The 21,689-nt window shown below is 64.3% G+C and carries 20 protein-coding genes; 9 read left to right on the forward strand and 11 right to left on the reverse strand.

All coding sequences use genetic code 11. The features are described from left to right. The first annotated feature begins 138 nt into the window (after nt 1–138). The 4 genes from ACZK3J_RS05150 (at nt 139) to ACZK3J_RS05165 (ending at nt 4,456) form a co-directional block, all read left to right on the forward strand. Nucleotides 139–948, forward strand: coding sequence for an RHS repeat domain-containing protein (locus tag ACZK3J_RS05150; RefSeq protein WP_478476472.1), 810 nt, complete (start codon nt 139–141; stop codon nt 946–948). 146 nt (nt 949–1,094) lie between these two features. Next, nucleotides 1,095–1,562 (forward strand): hypothetical protein, encoded by a 468-nt coding sequence (locus ACZK3J_RS05155; RefSeq protein ID WP_149908883.1) that lies wholly within the window; start codon nt 1,095–1,097, stop codon nt 1,560–1,562. A 1,263-nt stretch (nt 1,563–2,825) separates the two neighbouring features. Then, entirely contained in the window at nt 2,826–3,332 is a 507-nt protein-coding gene (locus ACZK3J_RS05160) for a hypothetical protein (protein WP_157805892.1), read from the forward strand. A 590-nt stretch (nt 3,333–3,922) separates the two neighbouring features. Continuing rightward, nucleotides 3,923–4,456 (forward strand): hypothetical protein, encoded by a 534-nt coding sequence (locus ACZK3J_RS05165; protein ID WP_238380386.1) that lies wholly within the window; start codon nt 3,923–3,925, stop codon nt 4,454–4,456. A gap of 548 nt (nt 4,457–5,004) precedes the next feature. Here ACZK3J_RS05165 and ACZK3J_RS05170 read toward each other — a convergent pair. The 5 genes from ACZK3J_RS05170 to ACZK3J_RS05190 form a co-directional block, all read right to left on the reverse strand. Next, nucleotides 5,005–6,261: a cysteine desulfurase gene (locus ACZK3J_RS05170; protein WP_005408431.1), complete on the reverse strand. Its 1,257-nt coding sequence runs from the start codon at nt 6,259–6,261 to the stop codon at nt 5,005–5,007. Beyond that, nucleotides 6,258–7,520 carry a Fe-S cluster assembly protein SufD gene (sufD, locus tag ACZK3J_RS05175; RefSeq protein ID WP_478476474.1) on the reverse strand — a complete coding sequence of 421 codons (1,263 nt, stop codon included), beginning with the start codon at nt 7,518–7,520 and terminating at the stop codon, nt 6,258–6,260. Before sufD ends, ACZK3J_RS05170 begins: the two co-directional genes overlap by 4 nt. Then, entirely contained in the window at nt 7,520–8,284 is a 765-nt protein-coding gene (gene sufC, locus ACZK3J_RS05180) for a Fe-S cluster assembly ATPase SufC (RefSeq protein ID WP_019337095.1), read from the reverse strand. Before sufC ends, sufD begins: the two co-directional genes overlap by 1 nt. Before the next feature lie 74 nt (nt 8,285–8,358). Continuing rightward, entirely contained in the window at nt 8,359–9,834 is a 1,476-nt protein-coding gene (sufB, locus tag ACZK3J_RS05185) for a Fe-S cluster assembly protein SufB (protein ID WP_043396952.1), read from the reverse strand. A 17-nt stretch (nt 9,835–9,851) separates the two neighbouring features. Next, nucleotides 9,852–10,307, reverse strand: coding sequence for an SUF system Fe-S cluster assembly regulator (locus tag ACZK3J_RS05190; RefSeq protein WP_005408436.1), 456 nt, complete (start codon nt 10,305–10,307; stop codon nt 9,852–9,854). Between the two features lie 209 nt (nt 10,308–10,516). Here ACZK3J_RS05190 and ACZK3J_RS05195 point away from each other — a divergent pair, with 209 nt between their 5' ends. Next, complete coding sequence (locus ACZK3J_RS05195) at nt 10,517–10,984, forward strand: SET domain-containing protein (protein WP_012479369.1); 468 nt, start codon at nt 10,517–10,519, stop codon at nt 10,982–10,984. A 72-nt stretch (nt 10,985–11,056) separates the two neighbouring features. Here ACZK3J_RS05195 and ACZK3J_RS05200 read toward each other — a convergent pair whose 3' ends face one another. The 4 genes from ACZK3J_RS05200 to ACZK3J_RS05215 all read right to left on the reverse strand — a co-directional run bounded on the left by ACZK3J_RS05200 (nt 11,057) and on the right by ACZK3J_RS05215 (nt 13,300). After that, nucleotides 11,057–11,653, reverse strand: coding sequence for a YceB family lipoprotein (locus ACZK3J_RS05200; protein WP_012510326.1), 597 nt, complete (start codon nt 11,651–11,653; stop codon nt 11,057–11,059). A gap of 81 nt (nt 11,654–11,734) precedes the next feature. Further along, nucleotides 11,735–12,283 carry a hypothetical protein gene (locus ACZK3J_RS05205; RefSeq protein WP_478476476.1) on the reverse strand — a complete coding sequence of 183 codons (549 nt, stop codon included), beginning with the start codon at nt 12,281–12,283 and terminating at the stop codon, nt 11,735–11,737. A gap of 55 nt (nt 12,284–12,338) precedes the next feature. Further along, on the reverse strand, nt 12,339–12,647 hold the full coding sequence (locus ACZK3J_RS05210; protein ID WP_049398822.1) for a DUF3861 family protein: 309 nt from the start codon (nt 12,645–12,647) through the stop codon (nt 12,339–12,341). A gap of 254 nt (nt 12,648–12,901) precedes the next feature. After that, nucleotides 12,902–13,300 carry an HU family DNA-binding protein gene (locus ACZK3J_RS05215; RefSeq protein WP_010483539.1) on the reverse strand — a complete coding sequence of 133 codons (399 nt, stop codon included), beginning with the start codon at nt 13,298–13,300 and terminating at the stop codon, nt 12,902–12,904. A gap of 372 nt (nt 13,301–13,672) precedes the next feature. On the opposite strand from ACZK3J_RS05215, the gene ACZK3J_RS05220 reads away from it, so the two are divergent. Next, complete coding sequence (locus tag ACZK3J_RS05220) at nt 13,673–14,104, forward strand: OsmC family protein (protein ID WP_005408443.1); 432 nt, start codon at nt 13,673–13,675, stop codon at nt 14,102–14,104. Nucleotides 14,105–14,266: 162 nt separating this feature from the next. Here the strand turns inward: ACZK3J_RS05220 and ACZK3J_RS05225 are convergent, their stop codons facing one another. Continuing rightward, complete coding sequence (locus ACZK3J_RS05225; RefSeq protein ID WP_478476478.1) at nt 14,267–15,145, reverse strand: PhzF family phenazine biosynthesis protein; 879 nt, start codon at nt 15,143–15,145, stop codon at nt 14,267–14,269. A 131-nt stretch (nt 15,146–15,276) separates the two neighbouring features. After that, the gene (locus ACZK3J_RS05230; RefSeq protein ID WP_478476479.1) at nt 15,277–16,149 is read right to left on the reverse strand and encodes a PhzF family phenazine biosynthesis protein; all 873 of its coding nucleotides are present in this window, start codon (nt 16,147–16,149) and stop codon (nt 15,277–15,279) included. A 75-nt stretch (nt 16,150–16,224) separates the two neighbouring features. On the opposite strand from ACZK3J_RS05230, the gene ACZK3J_RS05235 reads away from it, so the two are divergent. The 3 genes from ACZK3J_RS05235 (at nt 16,225) to murD (ending at nt 21,638) form a co-directional block, all read left to right on the forward strand. Next, on the forward strand, nt 16,225–18,819 hold the full coding sequence (locus ACZK3J_RS05235) for a bifunctional aspartate kinase/diaminopimelate decarboxylase (protein ID WP_478476481.1): 2,595 nt from the start codon (nt 16,225–16,227) through the stop codon (nt 18,817–18,819). A 76-nt stretch (nt 18,820–18,895) separates the two neighbouring features. Further along, nucleotides 18,896–20,248, forward strand: a complete 1,353-nt coding sequence (gene murL, locus ACZK3J_RS05240) for a UDP-N-acetyl-alpha-D-muramoyl-L-alanyl-L-glutamate epimerase (protein ID WP_478476482.1) — start codon at nt 18,896–18,898, stop codon at nt 20,246–20,248. Further along, nucleotides 20,229–21,638: a UDP-N-acetylmuramoyl-L-alanine--D-glutamate ligase gene (murD, locus tag ACZK3J_RS05245; protein WP_134951843.1), complete on the forward strand. Its 1,410-nt coding sequence runs from the start codon at nt 20,229–20,231 to the stop codon at nt 21,636–21,638. The genes murL and murD overlap by 20 nt, the downstream gene beginning before the upstream one ends. Nucleotides 21,639–21,689: the final 51 nt, after the last annotated feature.

Below are 21,689 nucleotides of genomic sequence, written 5' to 3' on the forward strand. Positions count from 1 at the left end.
GGCAAGACCTACGTGCAGTCGAGTGGCGGGACCTATTGCGCGCATGAGTATCGCGCGCGTGCCTGCAATGCAGAAGATTGCTTGCCGTGGTGGAGCAACCATCCTGTCACCCAGAGTGTACCGAGCTGGGACTAAGCCATGAATGGACTCTCTTTGTTGTTGATTCGAGTGGTGCTTGCGATAGTGGTGCTGGTGGCCTGTATGGCGCCAGCGACCGCCCAGGAAGTGGTCGAGTACATCCACACTGATGCATTGGGTTCACCGGTGGCGATCACCGATGCCAGCGGAAACGTCATCGAGCGTACAATCCATGAGCCGTATGGGGCGGTGGTGAATCGGCCGTTGAAGGATGGGCCGGGATATACGGGGCATGTGACGGAATCGGGGGCCGGGCTGAGTTACATGCAGCAGCGATATTATGACTTCCAAACTGTCGCATTTCTGGGGGCTGATCCAGTTGCAGCTAGTTCGGAAGGGGCTTCATTCAATCGCTATCGCTATGCTTCTGCCAATCTGTATAAGTTCAAGGATCCGGACGGCAGGGCAGACATGAACGTGTTCGGTGAAGCTGATCCGAACGGGCTGAGAGCAGGAGGAGATGCGCTCAACATTCCGGGCAAGTTCACGGTCGCAGGGCACGCCAATAACATGGTCATTCAGGACCAGCGAGGGGGGCGCATGGAAAACTACTCCACAGTCAGCTCCTGGGATATGGCTCGGACCCAGTTTGGGCTAAAACAGGGCCGGGAAATATTCATGGCAGGTTGCCACTTGGGGGCGGAAATCGGTCAGGCAAAGGCTTTTTCTCAGGGATGGGCGAACCTGAATAAGTCGTCCGTATATGCTCCCAACGGATTCGTTCGCTATCCAAAAAACTACAAGCCTGGAGATGATATGACGCTCCGTGTCAGTATGGGTGAGAACGGAACCGGAGGTGCAGGTGTATGACAGAGGTTCTCGCCTGGAGGGACGGGGCCGGCAGGTCCCGCCATTCGTTCGATTACGATCAAAGCTGATGGTTCAATATCCTATCAGTTTGCTGAGCCTGAATTGGGGTCCAGAATTCGTAGAGTAGAAACGGTGAAGGTGAAGCAATGAAAATTCTTTCGAATTCTGTTGCTTTGTCTTTGCTGCTTGTTGGCTGCGGTAACGGGGAGCCCCAGGAAGAGCGGCTTTCCCGAAATGAGAAATATGATGAGGCGCCAAGTCTGGCCCTTTCCGAGGAGGAGTTGGAACGTCAGACTTCGATGGCTGAAAACGGGAGTGCAGAGGCCCGTCTAAAGCTCGAATGGCACTACTCGACGCGTGGCGACATGGAGCGGTATCGCTACTGGCTTGAGGAGGGAGTCGCACGAATTGACGTTAGTTCAATGCAGCGATTGGCACTGTTCCTCTCCCTTGAGCAAGGCGGGGGGGACTGTAGGCGCGCAATGCAAATCCTCGAGGAAGGCTTGCGTCTTGATCCGCCGGAGACTACGCGCGAATTGATGGAGATGGATCTTCAGAGGTTGCGGCATGAACGGGTCGGGATTCCACCTTGCGGGGTGGGGATTTCCAATTAGAGGTTGCAATTGCGCGAATGTCCATAATAATTCGTTCGGATTCAATGATAGGAACGGGTGGTGTGGAGCGTATTCTGGTTTGAACTCGAGGTCATTGGATGGGCAGGTTTCGATGAGGATCATAGTTTTTCTATCTGCTGCCTTATCGATGCCGCTTCTCGCCTCCTGTGTGCAGGACCGCGGTTGTCTTCTTCGGGTGGCCAACCAGGACCACGACAGCTCCTCATCTCAGAAGATCCATGCTGATATGGATGAGCTCATACATTCGCGTCCTGTGGATGGGGCGCGGAAAGTGAATGCAGAGTTGGTGGTATCGCAGCTCGAACTCTCTCGGGAGGGTCAGAGAAATAGAAGGATCTTCTATGTATTGACTGATGGCGGCGGGAAGTTCTTGACTGCGGGGACTTGCGGCATTGACGAAGACCAGTGTGCCTCGGTCATTTTGAAGCGAATGATCGGGTTCTGTGAAAGGATGTAGATTGCGGGTGCGCTAAGTTTTGGGAGGTATTTCAGTGAAAAATTCCCAAATGCTTGATCGCTTTGGGCGGCTGGTCGATATTATTGTAGCGGCGCTTTGCTTGTTAGGGCTTACAGCCTGTGGCGGAAGAGATGAAGGTTTGGGTGTGGTCATAAATCATGAGCCGGGAAACGCAGCGGCTAATCACTACGCACTTGCGCTCGAGTCAGTTTTTAGTTCTTCCGGGAGCGTGCCAGAAGCGCAAATATGCAGGGTACATTTAATTGATGTCAGGAAATCATTTGATCAGGCTGGAAGCGAAAGGGTGAGGGTATATTTCGTCTTGGCCGATCATCAAGGTGTCGTCAGGTCGGCGGACACCTGTGGGCTTCCTATGAATGAGTGCGTGATGACTATTGCCGAGAGGTCGAGGGTGAGCTGTCGGCTGGAAAAAGGGCTGGCTCCCCACTGATTCGGACGGCACTCGCGGTATTGGTGCGCGTGGCCCGTATAAGGCGTCGCGGCGGTCGGATGGGATGTATACGGCACCGCTACTGAGGGGCAGTGAGAGGGCGGCGCGGATATGCAGTAATGAATCGTTCGGACAATGGGAAACTGCAGTCCGATGAGCTGAAGTCATTTCATGTCGATTGGGATTCCAAGTGCAGGGCTTTTGTTGATGAGCTTGGCTATCAGTGATTCAGTGAATTTTTCGGCTGACAGGGGGGGGCTTGGGGTTTGTGGGTGTGGAGCGAAGAAAGTGAGCGGGTATCCATGGCGCTGGATGGCGACGCGGAGGTGTGGGCATGAATTTTAATTTCCGGTTTTTCATGGTTATTGTTTTTATTTTCTATGGGGCTGGTTGCAGGTATCAAGAAGGTGGGGGCGCACCGTCTGGAAAGACCTGTGGCGTCGAGGGCAGCTCCGCCTGCCGGGTCAGCTTCCGGGAACTGGCTGCTACGCCCCGGCTATTCGATGGAAAGTTGGTGCGGATGGAGGGCTATCTCGGGGTGAGCCGGGAGCTCTTTGTACTGAATTCAAGCAAAGAGTTGTTTGAGGCCGGAGTGACTGAGGAGACCCAAGTTCGAATTAGAGGGCCAATAGATCTGCAGCAAAGCGTATTTGATGAATACGCGTATTCATGGGTCTCGATAATCGGGGTGTTCAGGACAAGAGAGAGTGACAATTCGACAGGTGACCTGCTGCTTGGCGAAATTCACGCCCCCCTTGAAGTTCGCTCCCTACGAATCCCTGGTCCCGTTCCACGTGCGGAATTTGGAGATGTGCTCGTCAATCTTGAAGATCTGAAGTGAGCGATAGGTTGTGGAAATGGCGTTATGTGCTTTCATTTCTGCCTTCTGTGGCAGGAAAGCGGGATGATCCACAGGCGCGCCTAACATGTGATCGCATGGTCTCCATGTTAGGATTGACACTTGCCAGACAGAGACTTCGGAACATTCTCGATGGCTGGCAGAGTCACAGATATCACAGTACGCCATTTCACTCCTGGGCTGTTCAATTCTACACGTTGCGCGATTGCGTCTGTGTCATTGCGAGCTGATCGATCACGTCGATAGGCTTTGGGGCAATTTCCGCTTGGTTGAAGAATGCGAGGTTTCGCATTGAGCGCTATCGATGAAAAGGATCTCGTTTTAGCCTGTCTGCGGAGGCTGTTGGAATTCGAGCCCGCTTCCGTGGAACAGGTGTCTGGCTGGTGCCAGAGGGCGGAACCTATCAAAAACGTGCTTCGGTCAAGTTCGTATGAAATCGGAGTTCCTCGCGTGATATGGCACTATCTTGATGATGCCGATATCCGTATTCGCGATCCCCGCTATGCCGAAGCACAGGTGTTGGCCGTTAGGCGGTGTGCTGATGACTGGGCTTGAGTACATTCAGAGAAGCCATGAGCATTACATATTGCTGGCCAGATTTCATTGCGGCATCCCTCTCGGATGCTAACCCTCCGGATCTCCCTTTCCTCCGGGAAGACTGGGCCGGGATGGCGTTTGATCGCAACCTGTATGAGGATTTTGCTCCGAATGATGTTTGGGTGGCGTGGCTGAGCGCACTTTCGGAGGACCTTGAAGATATCGCGATGTGCGCGGTTCGATGTTCAGAGTGCTTCGACGGGGGAAGCCCCGTGGAAATTGAGCGAGGTCTGGATGGCCTGCGCTCCTACTGGCTCGAAGATGGGAACTTCATGCGTGATCATTATTTGTATTCGCATGATGGTCGCTGGGTTGTAAAGCTGGATCAGGACGTGACGTTGTTTGCGGGAGATGTCACTTTCCTTGAGGATGTTGTCGCGCGACTTGGTGGTGTAGAGCATGTCGAGAAGATGATGCGACGGGACCTGATTGGTACAGCTGAGGACGTTGTTGGCCTCGGTGGGTACGTCAAGGGGCTTCTTGCGCCATTGAACGCATCGACTCCATAGCTGATTGCTGCGTAGAAGATTGGGTGTGCAGGTGCTATGTGATGGAGTAGCCTCAAAAGGAGGAGCTGAGTGCCAGGGTTTGTTGAAAGCTTCCCCATTTGGGCTTCCATCATTCTAGGTGCCATGTGGATAAACGCATTTGCGGCTCACAGGATGTTGCTGAAAATCGAGCGTGAACGGCCGGAAGTGCTCGCTGCAGTCGGAATCATCAAGGTTGATTGGTGGCTTAGGTGCTTGCGCGGTATTGCAGTGCTTGCCCTTACTTCCAAAGGGCAGACGCTCCATCAGGGGGCACGGTGGGTGTTGAGGGGCGTCGTGATGATGTACGTCTTCTTGATTGCCTCCGGGGTATCCATGCTTGTTGGCATGTAAAAGACGGTGCCTCAAGGCCGTTGATGGTGGATGGATCGGCATTACGGTGAGATTGCTCGTTCCTGACATCGCTCAGCGTTTCCCGGTTACACCTCTGCTTGCTTGCGTCCAGCGCGCAATAAAAAACGCCGCAGTTTCCTGCGGCGTTCTTGTACTTTCCTGGTTCTGGCGAATCCTCAGCCCAGCAGCTTCCGTACCTTGGTCAGCGCGGTCATGAACCGCTCGATCTCGGCATGCGTGTTGTAGAACGCCAGCGAGGCACGGCAGGTAGCCGCGACGCCGAAGTACTGCAGCAGCGGGTGTGCGCAGTGTTGGCCCGAGCGCACGGCCACGCCTTCCAGGTCGAGCAGGGTCGCCAGGTCGTGCGCATGCGCGCCATCGATCAGGAAAGAGACCACCGCAGCCTTCTCCGGCGCTTCGCCGATGATACGCAGGCCGTCAACGCGGCGCAGCTCTTCGGTGAAGTGCGCCAGCAGTTCGGCTTCGCGGGCTTCCACGTTCTCCTGGCCAAGCTGCTGCAGGTAGTCGGCAGCCACACCCAGGCCGATGAAACCGGCGATGTTCGGGGTGCCGGCTTCGAACTTGTGCGGGGCATCGTTGAACACGGTGCCGTCGAAGCTGACTTCCTTGATCATCTCGCCGCCGCCGAGGAACGGCGGCATCGCGTCCAAGTGCTCGCGACGGGCCCACAGCGCACCGGTGCCGGTCGGGCCGCACATCTTGTGGCCGGTAATGGCGTAGAAATCGCAGCCGATCGCGGCGACATCGACCTTGCGGTGCGGTACCGCCTGCGAGCCATCGACCACGGTGATGATGCCGCGCTTGCGCGCTTCGCGGCAGATCTCGCGCACCGGGTTGACCGTGCCCAGCACGTTCGAGACGTGGGTGACCGCCAGCAGCTTGACCTCCGGGGTCATTGCCGCGCGCAGCGCATCCAGATCGAGTGCGCCGTCAGGCGTGATCTCGGCCACGCGGATGGTGGCGCCGGTACGCTGCGCGACCAGCTGCCACGGCACGATGTTGGCGTGGTGCTCCATGCGCGTGATCAGGATCACGTCACCAGCCTTCAGCCGTGGCAGCGCCCACGAATAGGCCACCAGGTTGATGGCGAAGGTGGTGCCACTGCACAGCACCAGGTCGCTGGGCCGCACGTTGAGGAAGCGCGCCAGCTTGTTGCGTGCGCCTTCGTAGGCATCGGTGGCTTCGCTGCCCAGTGCATGCACTGCACGGCTGACGTTGGCGTTGTAGCGGCGGTAGAACTCGTCCACCGCGCCGATCACCTGCACCGGCTTCTGGCCGGTGTTGGCGTTGTCGAAATAGACCAGCGGCTTGCCGTGCACTTCACGCATCAACAGCGGGAAGTCGAGGCGGACGCGGTCCCAGTCGGGGGCGCCGGTGCGTTCTTCGATCGGTCGCGGCGTGGACAGGTTCATGCCACACCCGCCTCGGCGAGGGCCTTGTCCAGGCGACGTGCCAGCTGCGCACGCAGCGCGTCGGGCAGGATCTTCAGCGGCTCGTGGCAGAACGCGGCGCTCAGCAGTGCCTGCGCCTGTGCCTGCGGCAGGCCGCGCGAGCGCAGGTAGAACAGCGCATTGGCATCGAGCTGGCCGACGGTCGCACCGTGTGCGGCCTTCACTTCATCGGCGTCGATCACCAGCGTCGGCTGGGTGTCGATCTCGGCATCGGCCGACAGCAGCAGGTTCTTGTTGGACAGGTTCGCGTCGGTGCCATCGGCGCCTTCGCGGATCTGGATGCCACCATGGAACACCACGCGGCTGCGGTTGGCGGCGACGCCGCGCCACAGCAGTTCGCAGGCGGTATCGCGTGCGATGTGGTCGATGCCCAGGCGGGTTTCGACGTGGCGGCGGCCATTGCCGAGCAGCACGCCGTTGGCGGTCAGCTGGGCATTGTCGCCTTCCAGGCGCACGTTCAGTTCATGGCGGCTGAGCGCGGCGCCCAGTTCCAGGTCGACGCGGTGGTACTGCGCGTCGCGGGCCAGCACCGCGTCGGTGCGCAGGAAGCTGGTCTGGCGCGCGCTGCCTGCCTGCACGCGGGCGTGCTTGAGCACGGCATCACGGGCGACGTGGGCATGGAGCACGGTGTTGTCCAGGTGGGCGGAGTCACCCACGCTGAAGCGATGCTCGACCACGCCCAGGCTGGCGCCGGCACGCAGTTCGATCAGGTGACGGTGGTGCCAGGCCAGGTCGGTGTCGCCGGCGACGCTGGCGAATACCAGCTGCAGCGGCGTTTCGATCTGCACGCCTTCATCCACGCGCAACACCACACCTTCATCGGCCAGCGCGGCATTCAGGCGGGCGAAGATCTCCTCGCTGCGTTCGTAGCGGCGGCCAAGGAAACGCACGGCGTCTTCGCCGGCGGCCAGTGCGGCCGACAGCGGCTGCAGCTGCACGCCGGACGGCAGGGCCTGCACGTCGCTCAGCGCGGCATCCAGGCGACCATTGACGAACACCAGGCGCGGCGCCGGGATGTCGTCCAGCAGCGTGGCGTCCAGCGCCGGGCCCTGCAAAGGTGCTGCGGCGAACGAACGGCGTTCCAGCTGGCGCAGCGAGGTGTACTTCCAGGCCTCGTTGCGGGCGGCCGGCAGGCCGTCGCGCAGGGCCGCATCCAGCACTTCGCGGCGCGCATCGCTGCCGCAGAAGGCCTGGGCCATCGAATCAAGCAGGGCGCTCATCAGACCGCCGCCTCGGGCACGACCCGGTCCTTCAGGAAATCATAGCCGTGCGCTTCCAGTTCCAGCGCCAACTCCGGGCCGCCACTCTTGACGATGCGGCCATCGGCCAGCACATGCACCACGTCCGGCTTGATGTAGTCCAGCAGGCGCTGGTAGTGGGTGATGACCAGGAACGAGCGGTCGGCGGCGCGCAGTGCGTTGACGCCGTCGGCCACGCTCTTCAGCGCGTCGATGTCCAGGCCCGAGTCGGTCTCGTCCAGGATCGCCAGCTTCGGTTCCAGCACGGCCAGCTGGAAGATCTCGTTGCGCTTCTTCTCGCCACCGGAGAAGCCTTCGTTGACGCCACGGTGCAGCAGTTCGTCCTTCAGGTGCAGCACGGCCAGCTTCTGGCGCACCAGCTTGAGGAACTGCATGGAATCGAGTTCTTCCTCACCGCGCGCCTTGCGCTGGGCGTTCAGTGCCGCGCGCAGGAAGTAGGTGTTGTTCACGCCCGGGATTTCCACCGGGTACTGGAACGCCAGGAACAGGCCGGCAGCGGCGCGCGCTTCCGGGTCCTGCTCCAGCAGGTCGACGCCGTCGAACTGCACGCTGCCTTCGGTCACTTCGTAGCCGTCGCGGCCGGCCAGGACATTGCCCAGGGTGGACTTGCCGGCGCCGTTGGGGCCCATGATGGCGTGCACCTGGCCCGGCTGGACGTCCAGCGACAGGCCCTTGAGGATTTCCTTGTCGCCGATGCGGGCGTGGAGGTTTTCGATCTTCAGCATGGTGGGGGTTTCCGTGGGGCGGGCCGCGGCCCGCCGGTAAAGAGAATGCGTTTGCGAGGGGCAGGGGCGGGCGGTCAGCCCACCGAACCTTCCAGCGAGACTTCCAGCAGCTTCTTGGCTTCCACCGCGAACTCCATCGGCAGTTCGCGGAACACCTGCTTGCAGAAGCCGTCGACGATCATCGACACCGCGTCTTCCTGGCTGATGCCACGGGCGCGGCAGTAGAACAGCTGGTCGTCCGAAATCTTCGAGGTGGTGGCCTCGTGCTCGACGGTGGCGCCCGGGTTCTTCACCTCGATGTAGGGGAAGGTGTGCGCGCCGCACTGCTTGCCGATCAGCAGCGAATCGCACTGGGTGTAGTTGCGCGCGCCATCGGCATTGCGGTCCACACGCACCAGGCCGCGGTAGGTGTTCTGGCCGCGGCCGGCACTGATGCCCTTGCTGACGATCTTGCTCTTGGTGCGCTTGCCGACGTGGATCATCTTGGTGCCGGTGTCGGCCTGCTGGCGGTGATGGGTCAGCGCCACGGAGTGGAACTCACCGACCGAGTCGTCGCCCAGCAGCACGCAGGACGGGTACTTCCAGGTGATCGCCGAGCCGGTCTCGACCTGGGTCCAGGTGACCTTGCTGCGCGCACCACGGCATTCGGCACGCTTGGTGACGAAGTTGTAGATGCCGCCGACGCCGTTTTCGTCGCCCGGGTACCAGTTCTGCACGGTGGAGTACTTGATCTCCGCGTCTTCCAGCGCGACCAGCTCGACCACTGCGGCGTGCAGCTGGTTCTCGTCGCGCATCGGCGCGGTGCAGCCTTCCAGGTAGGACACGTAGGCCTTGTCCTCGCACACGATCAGGGTGCGCTCGAACTGGCCGGTGTGGCCGGCATTGATGCGGAAGTAGGTGCTCAGTTCCATCGGGCAGCGAACGCCCTTGGGAATGAACACGAAGCTGCCATCGGAGAACACCGCCGAATTGAGCGCGGCGAAGTAGTTGTCGCCCACCGGCACCACGGTGCCCAGGTACTGGCGCACCAGTTCCGGGTGTTCCTTGATGGCCTCGGACATCGAGCAGAAAATGATGCCCTTCTCGGCCAGTTCCTTGCGGAACGTGGTGCCGACGGACACCGAGTCGAACACCGCGTCCACCGCCACGCCGGCCAGCTTGGCACGCTCGTGCAGCGGCACGCCCAGCTTGTCGTAGGTGTCCAGAAGTTCCTTCGGCACGTCATCCAGCGAGGCGTACTTCGGGCCCTTCGGCGCGGAGTAGTAGCTGAGCGCCTGCAGGTCGATCGGCGCGATCTCCAGCTTGGCCCAGTCCGGCATCGGCATGGTCAGGAAGTGGCGGTAGGCGTCCAGGCGCCACTGCGTCATCCACTCCGGCTCTTCCTTCTTGGCCGACAGGGCACGGATGGTGTCCTCGTCCAGGCCCGGCGGCAGGGAGTCCGATTCGATCTCGGTGATGAAGCCGGCCGAATACTTGCGGCCGAGCTGCTCGTGGATCTCGCGGTTGGGGGTGTCGTCGTGGGCGACGTTTTCGATGGTTTCGGTGGCCATGGGGGGCTGCCTACGGATCAGGAGACGACGTCGACAGCGATGGTGCGGCGCTGTTCGTCATCGGCAAGGGGGAGAGGGGGCAGGATCTGCGCAAGGGTGACATCGCGCAGGGCCTCGGAAACCACGTCGTTGATCAGCCGCCAGCTGCTGCGCGCGCCGCACTTGGGCGCCATGCCGCACTGGTGGTGGTCGTGGCTGCATTCGGTCAGGGCCAGTGGCCCTTCCATCGCTTCGACCACTTCGAACAGCGAGATCTCGATGGCCGGGCGGGTCAGGCGGTAGCCGCCACGCACGCCGCGCAGGCCTTCAACCAGGCCGGCCTGGGCCAGCGGCTTGAGCACCTTGCTGACGGTGGGCGGCTCCAGACCGGTGAATTCGGCCAGCTCGGTGGCACTGAGCACCTCGCCCGGACGGGCGGCGAGCACGGTCAGCACGACGGTGGCGTAATCGGTGAGTTTGGTGACGCGCAACATGGGGATGCGAGTGGTTCTTAAAGCGGACTGAAATTGTACGCTTTTATTCGCCGCCATCCAACCCGGGCATTCAGCCGGCGCTGGGGCCGGGTCGGGAGGACACACCGGGGCCGTTGCCAGGGCGCAATGCTGCGCCAACGGGGTGATTTTCGCAATCACCCGGAATGCGCGAGAATCCCTGTTCCATTCGCTGCAAACAGCCCGTGCCGATGCCGAAGAAGATCCAAGCCCGCAAGTCCGCCATCCATGGCAACGGCGTGTTCGCCGTGGCCCCGATCAAGCAGGGCGAGCGCGTGATCCAGTACAAGGGCCTGCTGCGCAGCCACGGCGACGTTGATGCCGATGACAGCGGCGACGTCGAAAGTGGCCATACCTTCCTGTTCACCCTCAACGACGACTGGGTGATCGATGCCAACTACAAGGGCAATGACGCGCGCTGGATCAACCACAGCTGCGACCCGAACTGCGAGGCGGTGATCGAGGAAGACGAGGACGGCGACAGCCGCGGCGACAAGGTGTTCATCGAGGCGCTGCGTGACATCAAGGCCGGCGAAGAGCTGACCTACAACTACGGCATCACCCTGGCTGAGCGCCACACCGCCAAGCTGAAGAAGATCTGGGAATGCCGCTGCGGCTCGCCCAAGTGCACCGGCACCATGCTGCAGCCCAAGCGCTGACCCGCAGCGGGTAGTGCCGGCTGCTGGCCGGCACACATGTGAAAAGCGTGCCGGCCAGCGGCCGGCACTACCTTACTTACCCAGCACGCCTGCCGGCACCAGGTTGCCCAGGTTCTGGTTGAAGGTGACCACCAGCTTGCCGTTCTTCACCTGCGCCGACTGCACCTGCAGGGCGCCGAGCAGGCCGGCCACGGCCGGGTCCAGCTTGTAGATCGGTTCGCGCTGGGCGTAGTCGCTCAGCCAGGCATTGAGCAGGCCGCGGGTGCGCGAATCGAGGCGACCGCCCTGGTTGGCCGGGGTGAAGTCATCCACGCTCGGTTGCTGCAGGTGGAAGCCCTGGGTCTGCGCGTCGTAGCGCAGCCCACTGCTGAGCTTCACCGTGCCCAGCTTGGCCGGGTTGCCACCGGCGGTGGCCAGTGCCACATCCATGCCCAGGTTCAACCGTTCGCCGGCCGGAAGACTCAGTTGCGGGTGACTCATGGTCAGGGCGATCAGGCCGCCGAGGGCGTCCTGGGTGCGCGGGAAGCTGCCATCGAGGTACTGCTGCACGTCGCTGGCGCCGACCGACAGTTCGCGGCCGGAAATGGAAGGGGCGGCCTGGGCGCCGATCGCAGCGGCGATCAGCACGGTGGAGGCCGCGAGGCGGGTCATCAGGGAACGCAGGCGCATGGCAGTGACCGGTGGATATGAATGGACGAATCAAAGAGTAGCCGTGCCGGCTGAATCGCGCGTGCATGCCGCTGCAACGGTTCAGTCCAGCGATGGGCGCAGTTGCGCCGACTGGATCTGCCAGGCGCGGCCATCGGCACGGGGTTGCACCCGGTACCAGCCACCGAAGCGGAAGGTGCCCTCAGGGGTCACTGCGCGGATCTGTACCGGAACCTCCAGCAGCTGCGGCGGCTGGTGACCGTCGCGCGCGATCGGTAGTTCGCTGGTCAGGCGCAGGCTGCGCACGTCCGTGAGCTGGCGCAATGCGGCATCGTCGGCGCGTCGTGCATCGCTGGGCGGGAATGTCCACGCGGCGTCGACGGCCTTGCGATCGCGATTGAGCAGGGCCATGACATAGGCATTGAGCATTCCCGCCGGCAGCTCGGCCTCGGCCGCGACGGCGGCAAACAGGGGATCGACATCGATGGCCTGCACGGCCGGTGCATCGCCTTCTGCGGCGGCCTGTGACTTCGTGCGGGCAGCCGCCTCGGCCGTGGCCGACGGTGTGGCATCCGCTGGATGAGGTTGCGATGGCGGCCGGGAACAGGCCAGCAGCACCAGCGGTGCGAGCAGTATCAGGAACCTGCGCATGTCTGCCTCCTCCCCGAGGCGAACGGAAGGAGGCAGTGTATCGGCTGTGCCGCGATCAGCGGGAGGAGGGCAGCTGTTCCAGTGCATCCAGTGCCGGCAGCACCTGCGCGGCGATGGCGGCCAGGGCATGCCCTTCGGTGTCGGCGTGGCGCTGCACGATGTCGCGCAGCAGCTGGGTGGCGATCACCAGGGTCGCGCGCTCGTCGCCGCTGATACCAGCGGTGCGCGGCGCCGCTTCCAGCAGGCGCATCAGGTCGCGGCTTGCGCGATGTTCCAGTTCGATGGTGCAGCGCCCGGTGCACTGCAACCCGTCCTTTTCGATGGGGGTCACCGAGATCCGGTAGCGGGTGGAGGGGCTGGCCATGAGGGTGTGCTCGCCGTAGCTGTGGAGGATGTGCCCACCTTAGGCAAGGCCGTGCCCGGCGGCGATGGCCGGGGCTGCACGCAGTGTTCCACCCGGTACGTTCCGGGGCCGCAACGGACCACGCCCAGCCAATGGCGACGGGCCTGTACGCGCATTCCCGGGGATGCGGCAACGCTGTGTTGCGGGCTGTGGTTGGGACAAAAAAAACGGGACGGCCAGAGCCGTCCCGTCGGAATCCGCGTTGGGGCGCGCGCTTACAGCGCGGCGTCCTTCAGCTTCTTCAGCGGACGCACCTTCAGCTTGGTGGTGGCCGGCTTGGCAGCGAACCACTGCTCTTCCTTGGTGAACGGGTTGATGCCCTTGCGCTTCGGCTTGGCCGGCACATTGACGGTGGTGATCTTCAGCAGGCCCGGCAGGGTGAAGGAGCCAGCGCCCTTCTTGTGCACCGAGGAGGCGACGGCGCTTTCAAGCGAGGCCAGCACAGCGCGGACGTCCTTGGCGATGACGCCGGAGGCTTCAGCGATGTGTGCAACCAGGCCGGACTTGGTCAGCACTTCCTTGATCGGCTTCGGAGCGGCCGGCTTGGCGGCTGCCTTCGTCGCGACTTTCTTCACTGCCTTCTTCGGGGCAGCCTTCTTAGCGGTCTTTGCCATGGTTTCCTGTTCCGTGAACGGTTGGTTGTTTGGTCGGCGCCGAACCCCGTCGGCAAGCGCAATGTAGGGCAACTCTCGGGCGCCGCCAATAGCCCGAAGCGCGGAAAGTGCATGTTTTTTCATATCCAGGCCGATTCAGTACATGGCCGGCAGTGGGGGAAGGGGGTGTGGCAGCGCGCGCGATGGCCCGCGCCCGCCCATCGGAGGAATGCGCGAAACCACTGAAAACAAGGGAAAAATGCGCGCCGGCCTGGCGAAGAAGTGACCAGTTGTCCGGTTTCCGGCGGACCTGTGGCGTGCGGCGGAGCGACGCAGGGCTAACGCCTCCCGTGCGAGGGTGACCGTTCATCACCGCCACGCAGGAGCAGCACAATGGGAATCTCGCGACACGCCACCGCGCACTGGGAAGGCGATCTGAAGTCGGGCAAGGGGCAGTTGAGCACGCCGCAGAGTGGGCTGCTGGACAAGACCCGCTACGGCTTCAACAGCCGTTTCGGCGACGAAAAGGGCACCAATCCGGAAGAACTGATCGCTGCCGCGCACGCCGGCTGTTTCACCATGGCGCTGTCGGCCAAGCTCGGCGAGGCCGGCTTTACCCCGACCTCGCTGGATACCGAAGCCAAGGTCGATCTGTCGCTGGAAGGCGGCCCGCAGCTGTCGCAGATCCGGCTGAAGGTGAAGGCGGTGGTGCCGGGCATCGACGCGACGCAGTTCCGTGCGATTGCCGATGACGCCAAGCAGAACTGCCCGGTATCCAAGGCGCTGAGCGCGGTGCCGATCAGCCTGGAAGCCGAGCTGGGCTGAGGGTAGTGCCGGCCGCTGGCCGGCAACCGCATGATGTCGAGGTCCAGGTAGCAGCCGGCCAGCGTTATGGCGGCCTTCCTGGCCGCCACCCTCCGGGCCGTCGCATCCAACGTTGGCAGCGGCTCCTGCCGCTGCCTTCGGCTCTACCACCCCCCATCACAATCACCAATCAAGGGTGCCGGTAATCACCGTCTGCACCTGGCCACCGGACCAGACTTCCCCGTCTTCATCGACGAAAAGGGTCAGGCGCGCGTCGTGGCCGACTTCGCGGCCCTGGCTGACTTCGAACGGTGCGCGACCACGGGGCAGCGCATCGCGCAGGTCCAGCCATGCGGCCAGCACCGCATTGGCGGCACCGGAGGCGGCGTCCTCGAAGCGGCGTCCATTGCCGACGAAGGCACGTACCGCCAGATCGAAGCCCTCACCGCCATCGCTGAAGGCATAGGCAAACACGCCCATGCTGTCGGTGGACTCGGCCAGTGCGGCCACCGCATCCCAGTCCGGCTGCAATGCGCGCAATGCGGCCTCATCGGCCACCTGCACCACCCACCAGCTGCGTCCGCCCTGCATCCGCGCCGGCGGCAGGGAGCCCAACGGCCAGTCCTTCAGCGCCGCCTGCAGGCGTGGATCGGTCGCCTCGGCAGTCTCGGCCAGCTGCGCGCGCGGCGTGCGGATGGCGATGCGCTGCTGCGCACCCTCACCGCTGACGCGTAGCGGCAGGGCACCGGCAATGCCGTCCTGTACCAGCACACCATCGACCGCTGCGGCCAGGCCGGCCTGCAGCACCGCATGCGCGGTGCCGACGCTAGGGTGGCCGGCAAACGGAACTTCCTTCTGCGGGCTGAACATGCGCAGCCGGTAACTGGCACCGGCGACCTGCGGCGGGAACACGAAGGTGGTTTCGGGCAGGCGCGTCCAGCGCGCGATGGCCTGCATGCTGGCGTCGTCCAGGCCCTCGGCATCGAGTACCACGGCCAGCGGATTGCCAGCGCCGGCGCGCGGGGAGAACACGTCCAGCTGCAGGAAACGGCGGGTGGACATCAGGCGGCACTCCAGTAAACAGGCCGCATAGCGTAGCGCGGGGCACCAAAAAGGGGACGGAGGGAATTAAGTCGCTTTTGCCTCATGTGCCATAAGCGACTTAATTCCCTCCGTCCCCTTTTTCCCGTGGGCTACCAGCGGATGCTGCCGTCGATCACGCACTGCACCTGGCCGCCGATCCACACCGTGCCCTGCGCATCAACCTCGACCTGTACGCGACCATCGCGGCCGACTTCGCGGCCCTGGCTGGCGACGTAGCGGCCCTCGCGGCCGGGCAGGGCATTGCGCTGGCGCAGCCAGGCACCGATCAGCGCATTGGCGCTGCCGGTCACTGGATCCTCGGGCACGGCGGCTGCATCAGCGGGGCAGAAGGCGCGCACCACCCGGGTGTGGTCGTCGCCGGCCTCGTCGGCGAACACGGCCACACCGGTCGCGTCGGTGGCGAGGCTCCAGTCGGCCAGCGTGGCCATGTCCGGCACAAGGCTGCGTACGGCGGCGGCGTCGCGCAGCGGCAACAGCCACCAGCGTGCGCCGTTGTCCCACAATTCGGGCACGTGCCCGCTGTCGGCCAGCCCCAGCAGCGCTTCGGGCGCTCCGTCGGCCGCGGTGTCCAGTTGCCGCGCCGGTGGGCTGGCCAGCTGGAGCTTCAGTGCCTCGGCCGGGCCGCTCACCCGTACCGGCAGCAACCCCGCCGCACATTGCTGCAGCAGGGCACCGTTGCGCGGTTGCGCCAGGCCGCAGGTCACCGCCGCCCAGGCGGCGCCGACGCTGGGGTGGCCGGCGAAGGCCAGCTCGCGGGTCGGGGTGAAGATGCGGATGTGGTAGTCGGCGCCCGGCGTGCTGGGGCGCAGGAAGAACACCGTCTCGGACAGGTTCAGCCAGGCGGCCAGGGCCTGCATCTGGCTGCTGGAGAGCCCGTCGGCGTCCAGGATGACGCCCAACGGGTTGCCGGTGCCGGGGCGGGGGGCGAAGACATCGAGCTGCAGGTAACGGAGGACGGCCATCTACGGGGATATTGCGCTTAGAATCAAAGGTTCCGCCCCCGAGGGCGGCTTCCCCACATTCTACATAGCCAATCCATGTCAGCTTCCCCCCTTGTCGATCGTTGGATCGTACTGAAGTTCGGCGGCACCTCGGTGTCGCGTCGTCACCGCTGGGACACGATCGGGAAGCTGGCGAAAAAACGTGCGGAAGAGACTGGCTCGCGCGTGCTTGTAGTGGTTTCGGCGCTGTCCGGGGTCACCAATGAACTGACCGCGATCGCCGATGGCGCGCCGGACAGCCGTGATCGCGTGGCGGCGCTGGTCGAACGCCACGAGGCCTTCCTGGTTGAACTCGGCCTGGGTCGCGAGGTGCTGGCCGAGCGCCTGGCGGCGCTGCAGGGGCTGCTCGACGACGCGCGCGCGGCCACCCGGCCGCTGCAGTGGCAGGCCGAAGTGCTGGGCCAGGGCGAACTGCTGTCCTCCACCCTGGGCGCGGCCTACCTGCACGCCTCGGGCCTGGACATGGGCTGGATGGATGCCCGCCAGTGGCTGGACGCGATGCCGCCGCAGCCGAACCAGAGCGACTGGTCGCAGCGGCTGTCGGTGAACTGCCAGTGGCGCGCCGATGCGGAGTGGATGCAGCGCTTCCGCGCGCAGCCGACCCGCCTGCTGATCACCCAGGGCTTCATTTCGCGGCATGCCGATGGTGGTACCGCCATCCTCGGCCGTGGTGGCTCGGATACCTCGGCGGCGTACTTCGGTGCGCTGCTCGGTGCCAGCCGCGTGGAGATCTGGACCGATGTGCCGGGCATGTTCAGTGCCAACCCGAAGGACGTGCCGGACGCACGCCTGCTGACCCGCCTGGACTATTACGAAGCGCAGGAAATCGCCACCACTGGCGCCAAGGTGTTGCACCCGCGCTCGATCAAGCCGTGCCGCGATGCCGGCGTGCCGATGGCCATCCTCGATACCGAGCGCCCGGAACTGCCGGGCACCAGCATCGATGGCAGCGCTGCGCCGGTCCCGGGCGTGAAGGCGATCAGCCGCCGCAACGGCATCGTGCTGGTGTCGATGGAAGGCATCGGCATGTGGCAGCAGGTCGGCTTCCTGGCCGATGTGTTCAACCTGTTCAAGAAGCATGGCCTGTCGGTGGACCTGATCGGTTCGGCCGAAACCAACGTCACCGTGTCGCTGGATCCGTCCGAGAACCTGGTCAACACCGATGTGCTGGCCGCGCTGTCGGCCGACCTGTCGCAGATCTGCAAGGTGAAGGTGATCGTGCCGTGCGCGGCGATCACCCTGGTTGGTCGCGGCATGCGCTCGCTGCTGCACAAGCTGTCGGACGTGTGGGCCACCTTCGGCCGCGAGCGCGTGCACATGATCTCGCAGTCGTCCAACGACCTGAACCTCACCTTCGTCATCGACGAAGCCGATGCCGATGGCCTGCTGCCGATCCTGCACGCCGAGCTGATCGACAGCGGTGCGATGCCGGTGGAAGAGACCGAAGTGTTCGGCCCACGCTGGCGCGAGATCGCTGGCACCGTGCGCCCGCGTGGCACGCCGTGGTGGCGGGGCCAGCGGGCGCACCTGCTGCAGCTGGCCGACACCGGTACGCCGCGCTATGTCTACCACCTGCCGACCGTGCGCGCCCGTGCCCGCGCGCTGGCCGCGATCAAGCCGATCGACCAGCGCTACTACGCGATCAAGGCCAACAGCCACCCGGCCATCCTGCAGCTGCTGGAAGCCGAGGGCTTCGGCCTTGAGTGTGTATCGCACGGCGAACTGAAGCACGTGTTCCAGCACCTGCCCGAACTGTCGCCCAAGCGCGTGCTGTTCACCCCCAGCTTCTGCCCGCGCAGCGAGTACGAAGCCGCGTTCGCGCTGGGCGTGACCGTCACCGTCGACAACGTCGAAGCGCTGCAGCGCTGGCCGGACCTGTTCCGCAACCGCGAGCTGTGGCTGCGCGTGGATCTGGGCCGTGGCGAAGGCCACCATGCCAAGGTCCGTACCGGCGGCAAGGACTCCAAGTTCGGCCTGCCGATCGCCCGCGTCGATGAGTTCGTGCGCGCGGCCACCGATCTGGGCAGCCGCGTGGTCGGCCTGCACGCGCACCTCGGCAGTGGCGTGGAAACCGCGCAGCACTGGCGCCTGATGTGCGATGAGCTGGCCGGTTTCGCCCGCCGCATCGGCAGCGTGCACACCATCGACATCGGCGGTGGCCTGCCGATTCCGTACAGCGACGAAGACGAGCCGTTCGACCTGGACGCCTGGGCCGAGGGCCTGGCCGAGGTCAAGGCGCTGCATCCGGCATTCCGCCTGGCGATCGAGCCGGGCCGCTACCTGGTGGCCGAGTCCGGCGTGCTGCTGACCCATGTCACCCAGGTGGTGGAGAAGGACGGCGTACGCCGTGTTGGCCTGGATGCCGGCATGAACGCACTGATGCGCCCGGCCCTGTACGACGCCTGGCATGACATCGAGAACCTCAGCCGCCAGGGCGGTTATGCCGAAGCGGCATTCGACGTGGTCGGCCCGATCTGCGAATCCAGCGATGTGTTCGGCAAGCGCCGCAAGCTGCCGGTGTCGACCGCACCGGACGACGTGATGCTGATCGCCGATGCCGGCGCCTACGGCTATTCGATGGCCAACACCTACAACCAGCGGATGCTGCCGCGCGAAGACGTGATCGAATGACCACCGCGCGCGCCCTGCACCCGCCCACCGACACGCCCCGCGCCATCGCGCGGGCCCGTGCCTGACCGGATACACCATGACTGCTTTCGACAAACACCAGGTTTCCCGCTTCCGCTTCGTCCGCTGCGAATTCGCCGCGGACACCGGCGTGGCCAAGCTGGTCTACGCCTTTGATGACGGCCCGGAGATGGTGGAAACCATCACCGTGCCGGGCGCCCCGTTCGTGCTGGACGAAGCGCGTACCGCCGCTGTGCAGCGCGCGCTGCAGCTGCTGCACCTGATCGCCGGTGTCAGCTACTACAAGGCGGGCGTGCCGGAGACGGTCAGCATCGACAGCTACGCCATCGATGCCGATACCGCTGCGCTGGTGGAGACGGTCTACCTCAACGGTCTGGGAGAGTTCGCCTACCGCAACGGCCTGAACCTGCGCGGGCGCTTCCGCCTGCCGGTGCAGGGCGAGGCAGTGCAGGCGCCGGTGCTGGGCCTGCAGCCGCACGCGCTGGTGGCGATCGGTGGCGGCAAGGATTCGCTGGTCAGCATCGAAGCGCTGCGCCGTGCCGGCGTGGACGAGACGGTGACCTGGATCGGTGGCTCGCAGCTGATCCGTGCCTGCGCTGAACGCACCGGCCTGCCGACGCTGAACCTGGGCCGCGCGCTGGCGCCGGAACTGTTCGAGCTGAACCGCCAGGGTGCGTGGAACGGGCATATCCCGGTCACTGCGGTGAACTCGGCGATCATGGTGCTGGCCGCGCTGCTGCAGGGCGTGGACCAGGTGGTGTTCTCCAATGAGCGTTCGGCCAGCTACGGCAGCCAGATTCCGGGCACCGGCGAAGTGAACCACCAGTGGTCCAAGGGCTGGGCGTTCGAGCAGGCGTTCGGCCGCCATGTGCAGGCGCACGTGGCGGCGGACCTGCAGTACTACTCGCTGCTGCGTCCGATGTCCGAGCTGGCGGTGGCCCGCCAGTTCGCCAAGACCGATTTCTACGACGCGCACTTCTCCAGCTGCAACCGCAACTTCCACATCCTCGGCGAGCGCCCGGTGAACCGCTGGTGCGGTGTCTGCCCGAAGTGCCATTTCGTGTTCCTGGCGCTGGCCCCGTTCATGCCCAAGACGCGCCTGGTGCGCATCTTCGGCCGCAACCTGCTGGACGATGCCGAGCAGGCCGGCGGCTTCGACGCACTGCTGGAATTCCAGGACCACAAGCCGTTCGAGTGCGTGGGCGAAGGCCGCGAATCGCGTGCGGCGATGGCGACCCTGGCGCAGCGCCCGGAGTGGAAGGAAGACGTGCTGGTGAAGCGCTTCTGCAATGAGATCCAGCCGCAGCTGGATGCCGCCGAACTGGAACTGGCACCGCTGCTGCAGCTGCAGGGCGAGCACCGCGTTCCGGCTGCGCTGTGGGAACTGGTGCGTGAAGATTTCGAAGCTTGAAGGAAAGCGCGTTGCGCTGTGGGGCTGGGGCCGTGAGGGCCGCGCCGCGTTTGCGGTGCTGCGCGAGCGCCTGCCCACGCTTGGCCTGAGCCTGTTCTGCCCGGCGGCCGAAGTGGAGGCCGCGCGTGCGGAAACACAGGGCGTGCTGGATGTGCGTGGCGAGCCTTCTGCTGAAGCGCTGGCCGCGTTCGACGTGGTGATCAAGTCGCCCGGCATCAGCCCCTACCAGCCGGTTGCGCTGGCGGCGGCGGGGCAGGGCACCACCTTCATCGGTGGCACCGCGCTGTGGTTTGCCGAACATGCAGGTGCCGATGGCATCGTGCACGACACCGTGTGCGTGACCGGTACCAAGGGCAAGAGCACCACCACCGCGCTGGTCGCGCACCTGCTGCGTGCCGCCGGCCACCGCACCGGCCTGGTCGGCAACATCGGCCTGCCGCTGCTGGAAGTGCTGGACCCGCAGCCCGCACCCGCGTACTGGGCGGTGGAACTGTCCAGCTACCAGACCGGCGAAGTGGCGCGCAGTGGCGCCCATCCGCAGGTAGCGGTGGTGCTGAACCTGTTCCCGGAGCACCTGGACTGGCACGGCAGCGAGCAGCGTTACATCGAGGACAAGCTGCGGCTGGTGACTGAAGCCGCACCGCGCATCGCCGTGCTCAATGCCGCCGATCCGCATCTGGCTGCGCTGTCGCTGCCCGATAGCGAAGTGGTCTGGTTCAACCAGCCGCAGGGTTGGCATATGCGCGGTGACATCGTGCATCGCGGCGAGCAGGCCGTGTTCGATACCCGCAACACGCCGCTGCCGGGTCGCCACAACCGCGGCAACCTGTGTGCGGTACTGGCGGCGCTGGAAGCGCTGGGGCTGGACGCCGTGGCGCTGGCACCGGCGGTGCAGGATTTCCGTCCGCTGCCGAATCGCCTGCAGCGCATCGGCGCGGCCGATGGCCTGACCTACGTCAACGATTCGATCAGCACCACGCCGCATGCCAGCCTGGCCGCGCTGGAGTGCTTCGCCGGGCAGCGCATCGCGCTGCTGGTGGGCGGGCATGACCGTGGCCTGGACTGGACCGATTTCATGCAGCACATGGCGCACGACGTGCCGCCGGTGGAGATCGTGACGATGGGCAGCAACGGCCCGCGCATCCACGCCATGCTGCAGCCGCTGGCCGATGCCGGTCGCTTCGGTCTGCACGCGGCGGCGGATCTGCCCGAGGCAATGGCGCTGGCACGTGCCGCGTTGGGTTCTGAAGGCGGGGTGGTATTGCTGTCGCCGGGCGCGCCGAGCTTTGGTGCCTACCGGGATTACGTGGCGCGTGGCCGTCATTTCGCTGAGCTGGCTGGGTTTGACCCGGAGAGCATCAGCGCGATTCCCGGGCTGGGTATCGCTTGAAGGTAGTGCCGGCCGCTGGCCGGCAACCTCTCGGAGAAATTCATCCACGCA

Source organism: Stenotrophomonas sp. 86428_Sma, from assembly GCF_056481585.1.

Bases quoted from the DNA above. Each gene is read 5' to 3' on its own strand.
- ACZK3J_RS05200 (WP_012510326.1), bottom strand. From the start codon at position 11,653: ATGCGCCTGCGTTCCCTGATGACCCGCCTCGCGGCCTCCACCGTGCTG.
- ACZK3J_RS05205 (WP_478476476.1), bottom strand. From the start codon at position 12,283: ATGCGCAGGTTCCTGATACTGCTCGCACCGCTGGTGCTGCTGGCCTGT.
- ACZK3J_RS05150 (WP_478476472.1), top strand. From the start codon at position 139: ATGAATGGACTCTCTTTGTTGTTGATTCGAGTGGTGCTTGCGATAGTG.
- ACZK3J_RS05230 (WP_478476479.1), bottom strand. From the start codon at position 16,149: ATGGCCGTCCTCCGTTACCTGCAGCTCGATGTCTTCGCCCCCCGCCCC.
- ACZK3J_RS05225 (WP_478476478.1), bottom strand. From the start codon at position 15,145: ATGTCCACCCGCCGTTTCCTGCAGCTGGACGTGTTCTCCCCGCGCGCC.
- ACZK3J_RS05210 (WP_049398822.1), bottom strand. From the start codon at position 12,647: ATGGCCAGCCCCTCCACCCGCTACCGGATCTCGGTGACCCCCATCGAA.
- sufD (WP_478476474.1), bottom strand. From the start codon at position 7,520: ATGAGCGCCCTGCTTGATTCGATGGCCCAGGCCTTCTGCGGCAGCGAT.
- ACZK3J_RS05220 (WP_005408443.1), top strand. From the start codon at position 13,673: ATGGGAATCTCGCGACACGCCACCGCGCACTGGGAAGGCGATCTGAAG.
- ACZK3J_RS05165 (WP_238380386.1), top strand. From the start codon at position 3,923: ATGAGCATTACATATTGCTGGCCAGATTTCATTGCGGCATCCCTCTCG.
- ACZK3J_RS05235 (WP_478476481.1), top strand. From the start codon at position 16,225: ATGTCAGCTTCCCCCCTTGTCGATCGTTGGATCGTACTGAAGTTCGGC.
- ACZK3J_RS05215 (WP_010483539.1), bottom strand. From the start codon at position 13,300: ATGGCAAAGACCGCTAAGAAGGCTGCCCCGAAGAAGGCAGTGAAGAAA.
- sufC (WP_019337095.1), bottom strand. From the start codon at position 8,284: ATGCTGAAGATCGAAAACCTCCACGCCCGCATCGGCGACAAGGAAATC.
- sufB (WP_043396952.1), bottom strand. From the start codon at position 9,834: ATGGCCACCGAAACCATCGAAAACGTCGCCCACGACGACACCCCCAAC.
- murL (WP_478476482.1), top strand. From the start codon at position 18,896: ATGACTGCTTTCGACAAACACCAGGTTTCCCGCTTCCGCTTCGTCCGC.
- ACZK3J_RS05190 (WP_005408436.1), bottom strand. From the start codon at position 10,307: ATGTTGCGCGTCACCAAACTCACCGATTACGCCACCGTCGTGCTGACC.
- ACZK3J_RS05170 (WP_005408431.1), bottom strand. From the start codon at position 6,261: ATGAACCTGTCCACGCCGCGACCGATCGAAGAACGCACCGGCGCCCCC.
- ACZK3J_RS05160 (WP_157805892.1), top strand. From the start codon at position 2,826: ATGAATTTTAATTTCCGGTTTTTCATGGTTATTGTTTTTATTTTCTAT.
- ACZK3J_RS05155 (WP_149908883.1), top strand. From the start codon at position 1,095: ATGAAAATTCTTTCGAATTCTGTTGCTTTGTCTTTGCTGCTTGTTGGC.
- ACZK3J_RS05195 (WP_012479369.1), top strand. From the start codon at position 10,517: ATGCCGAAGAAGATCCAAGCCCGCAAGTCCGCCATCCATGGCAACGGC.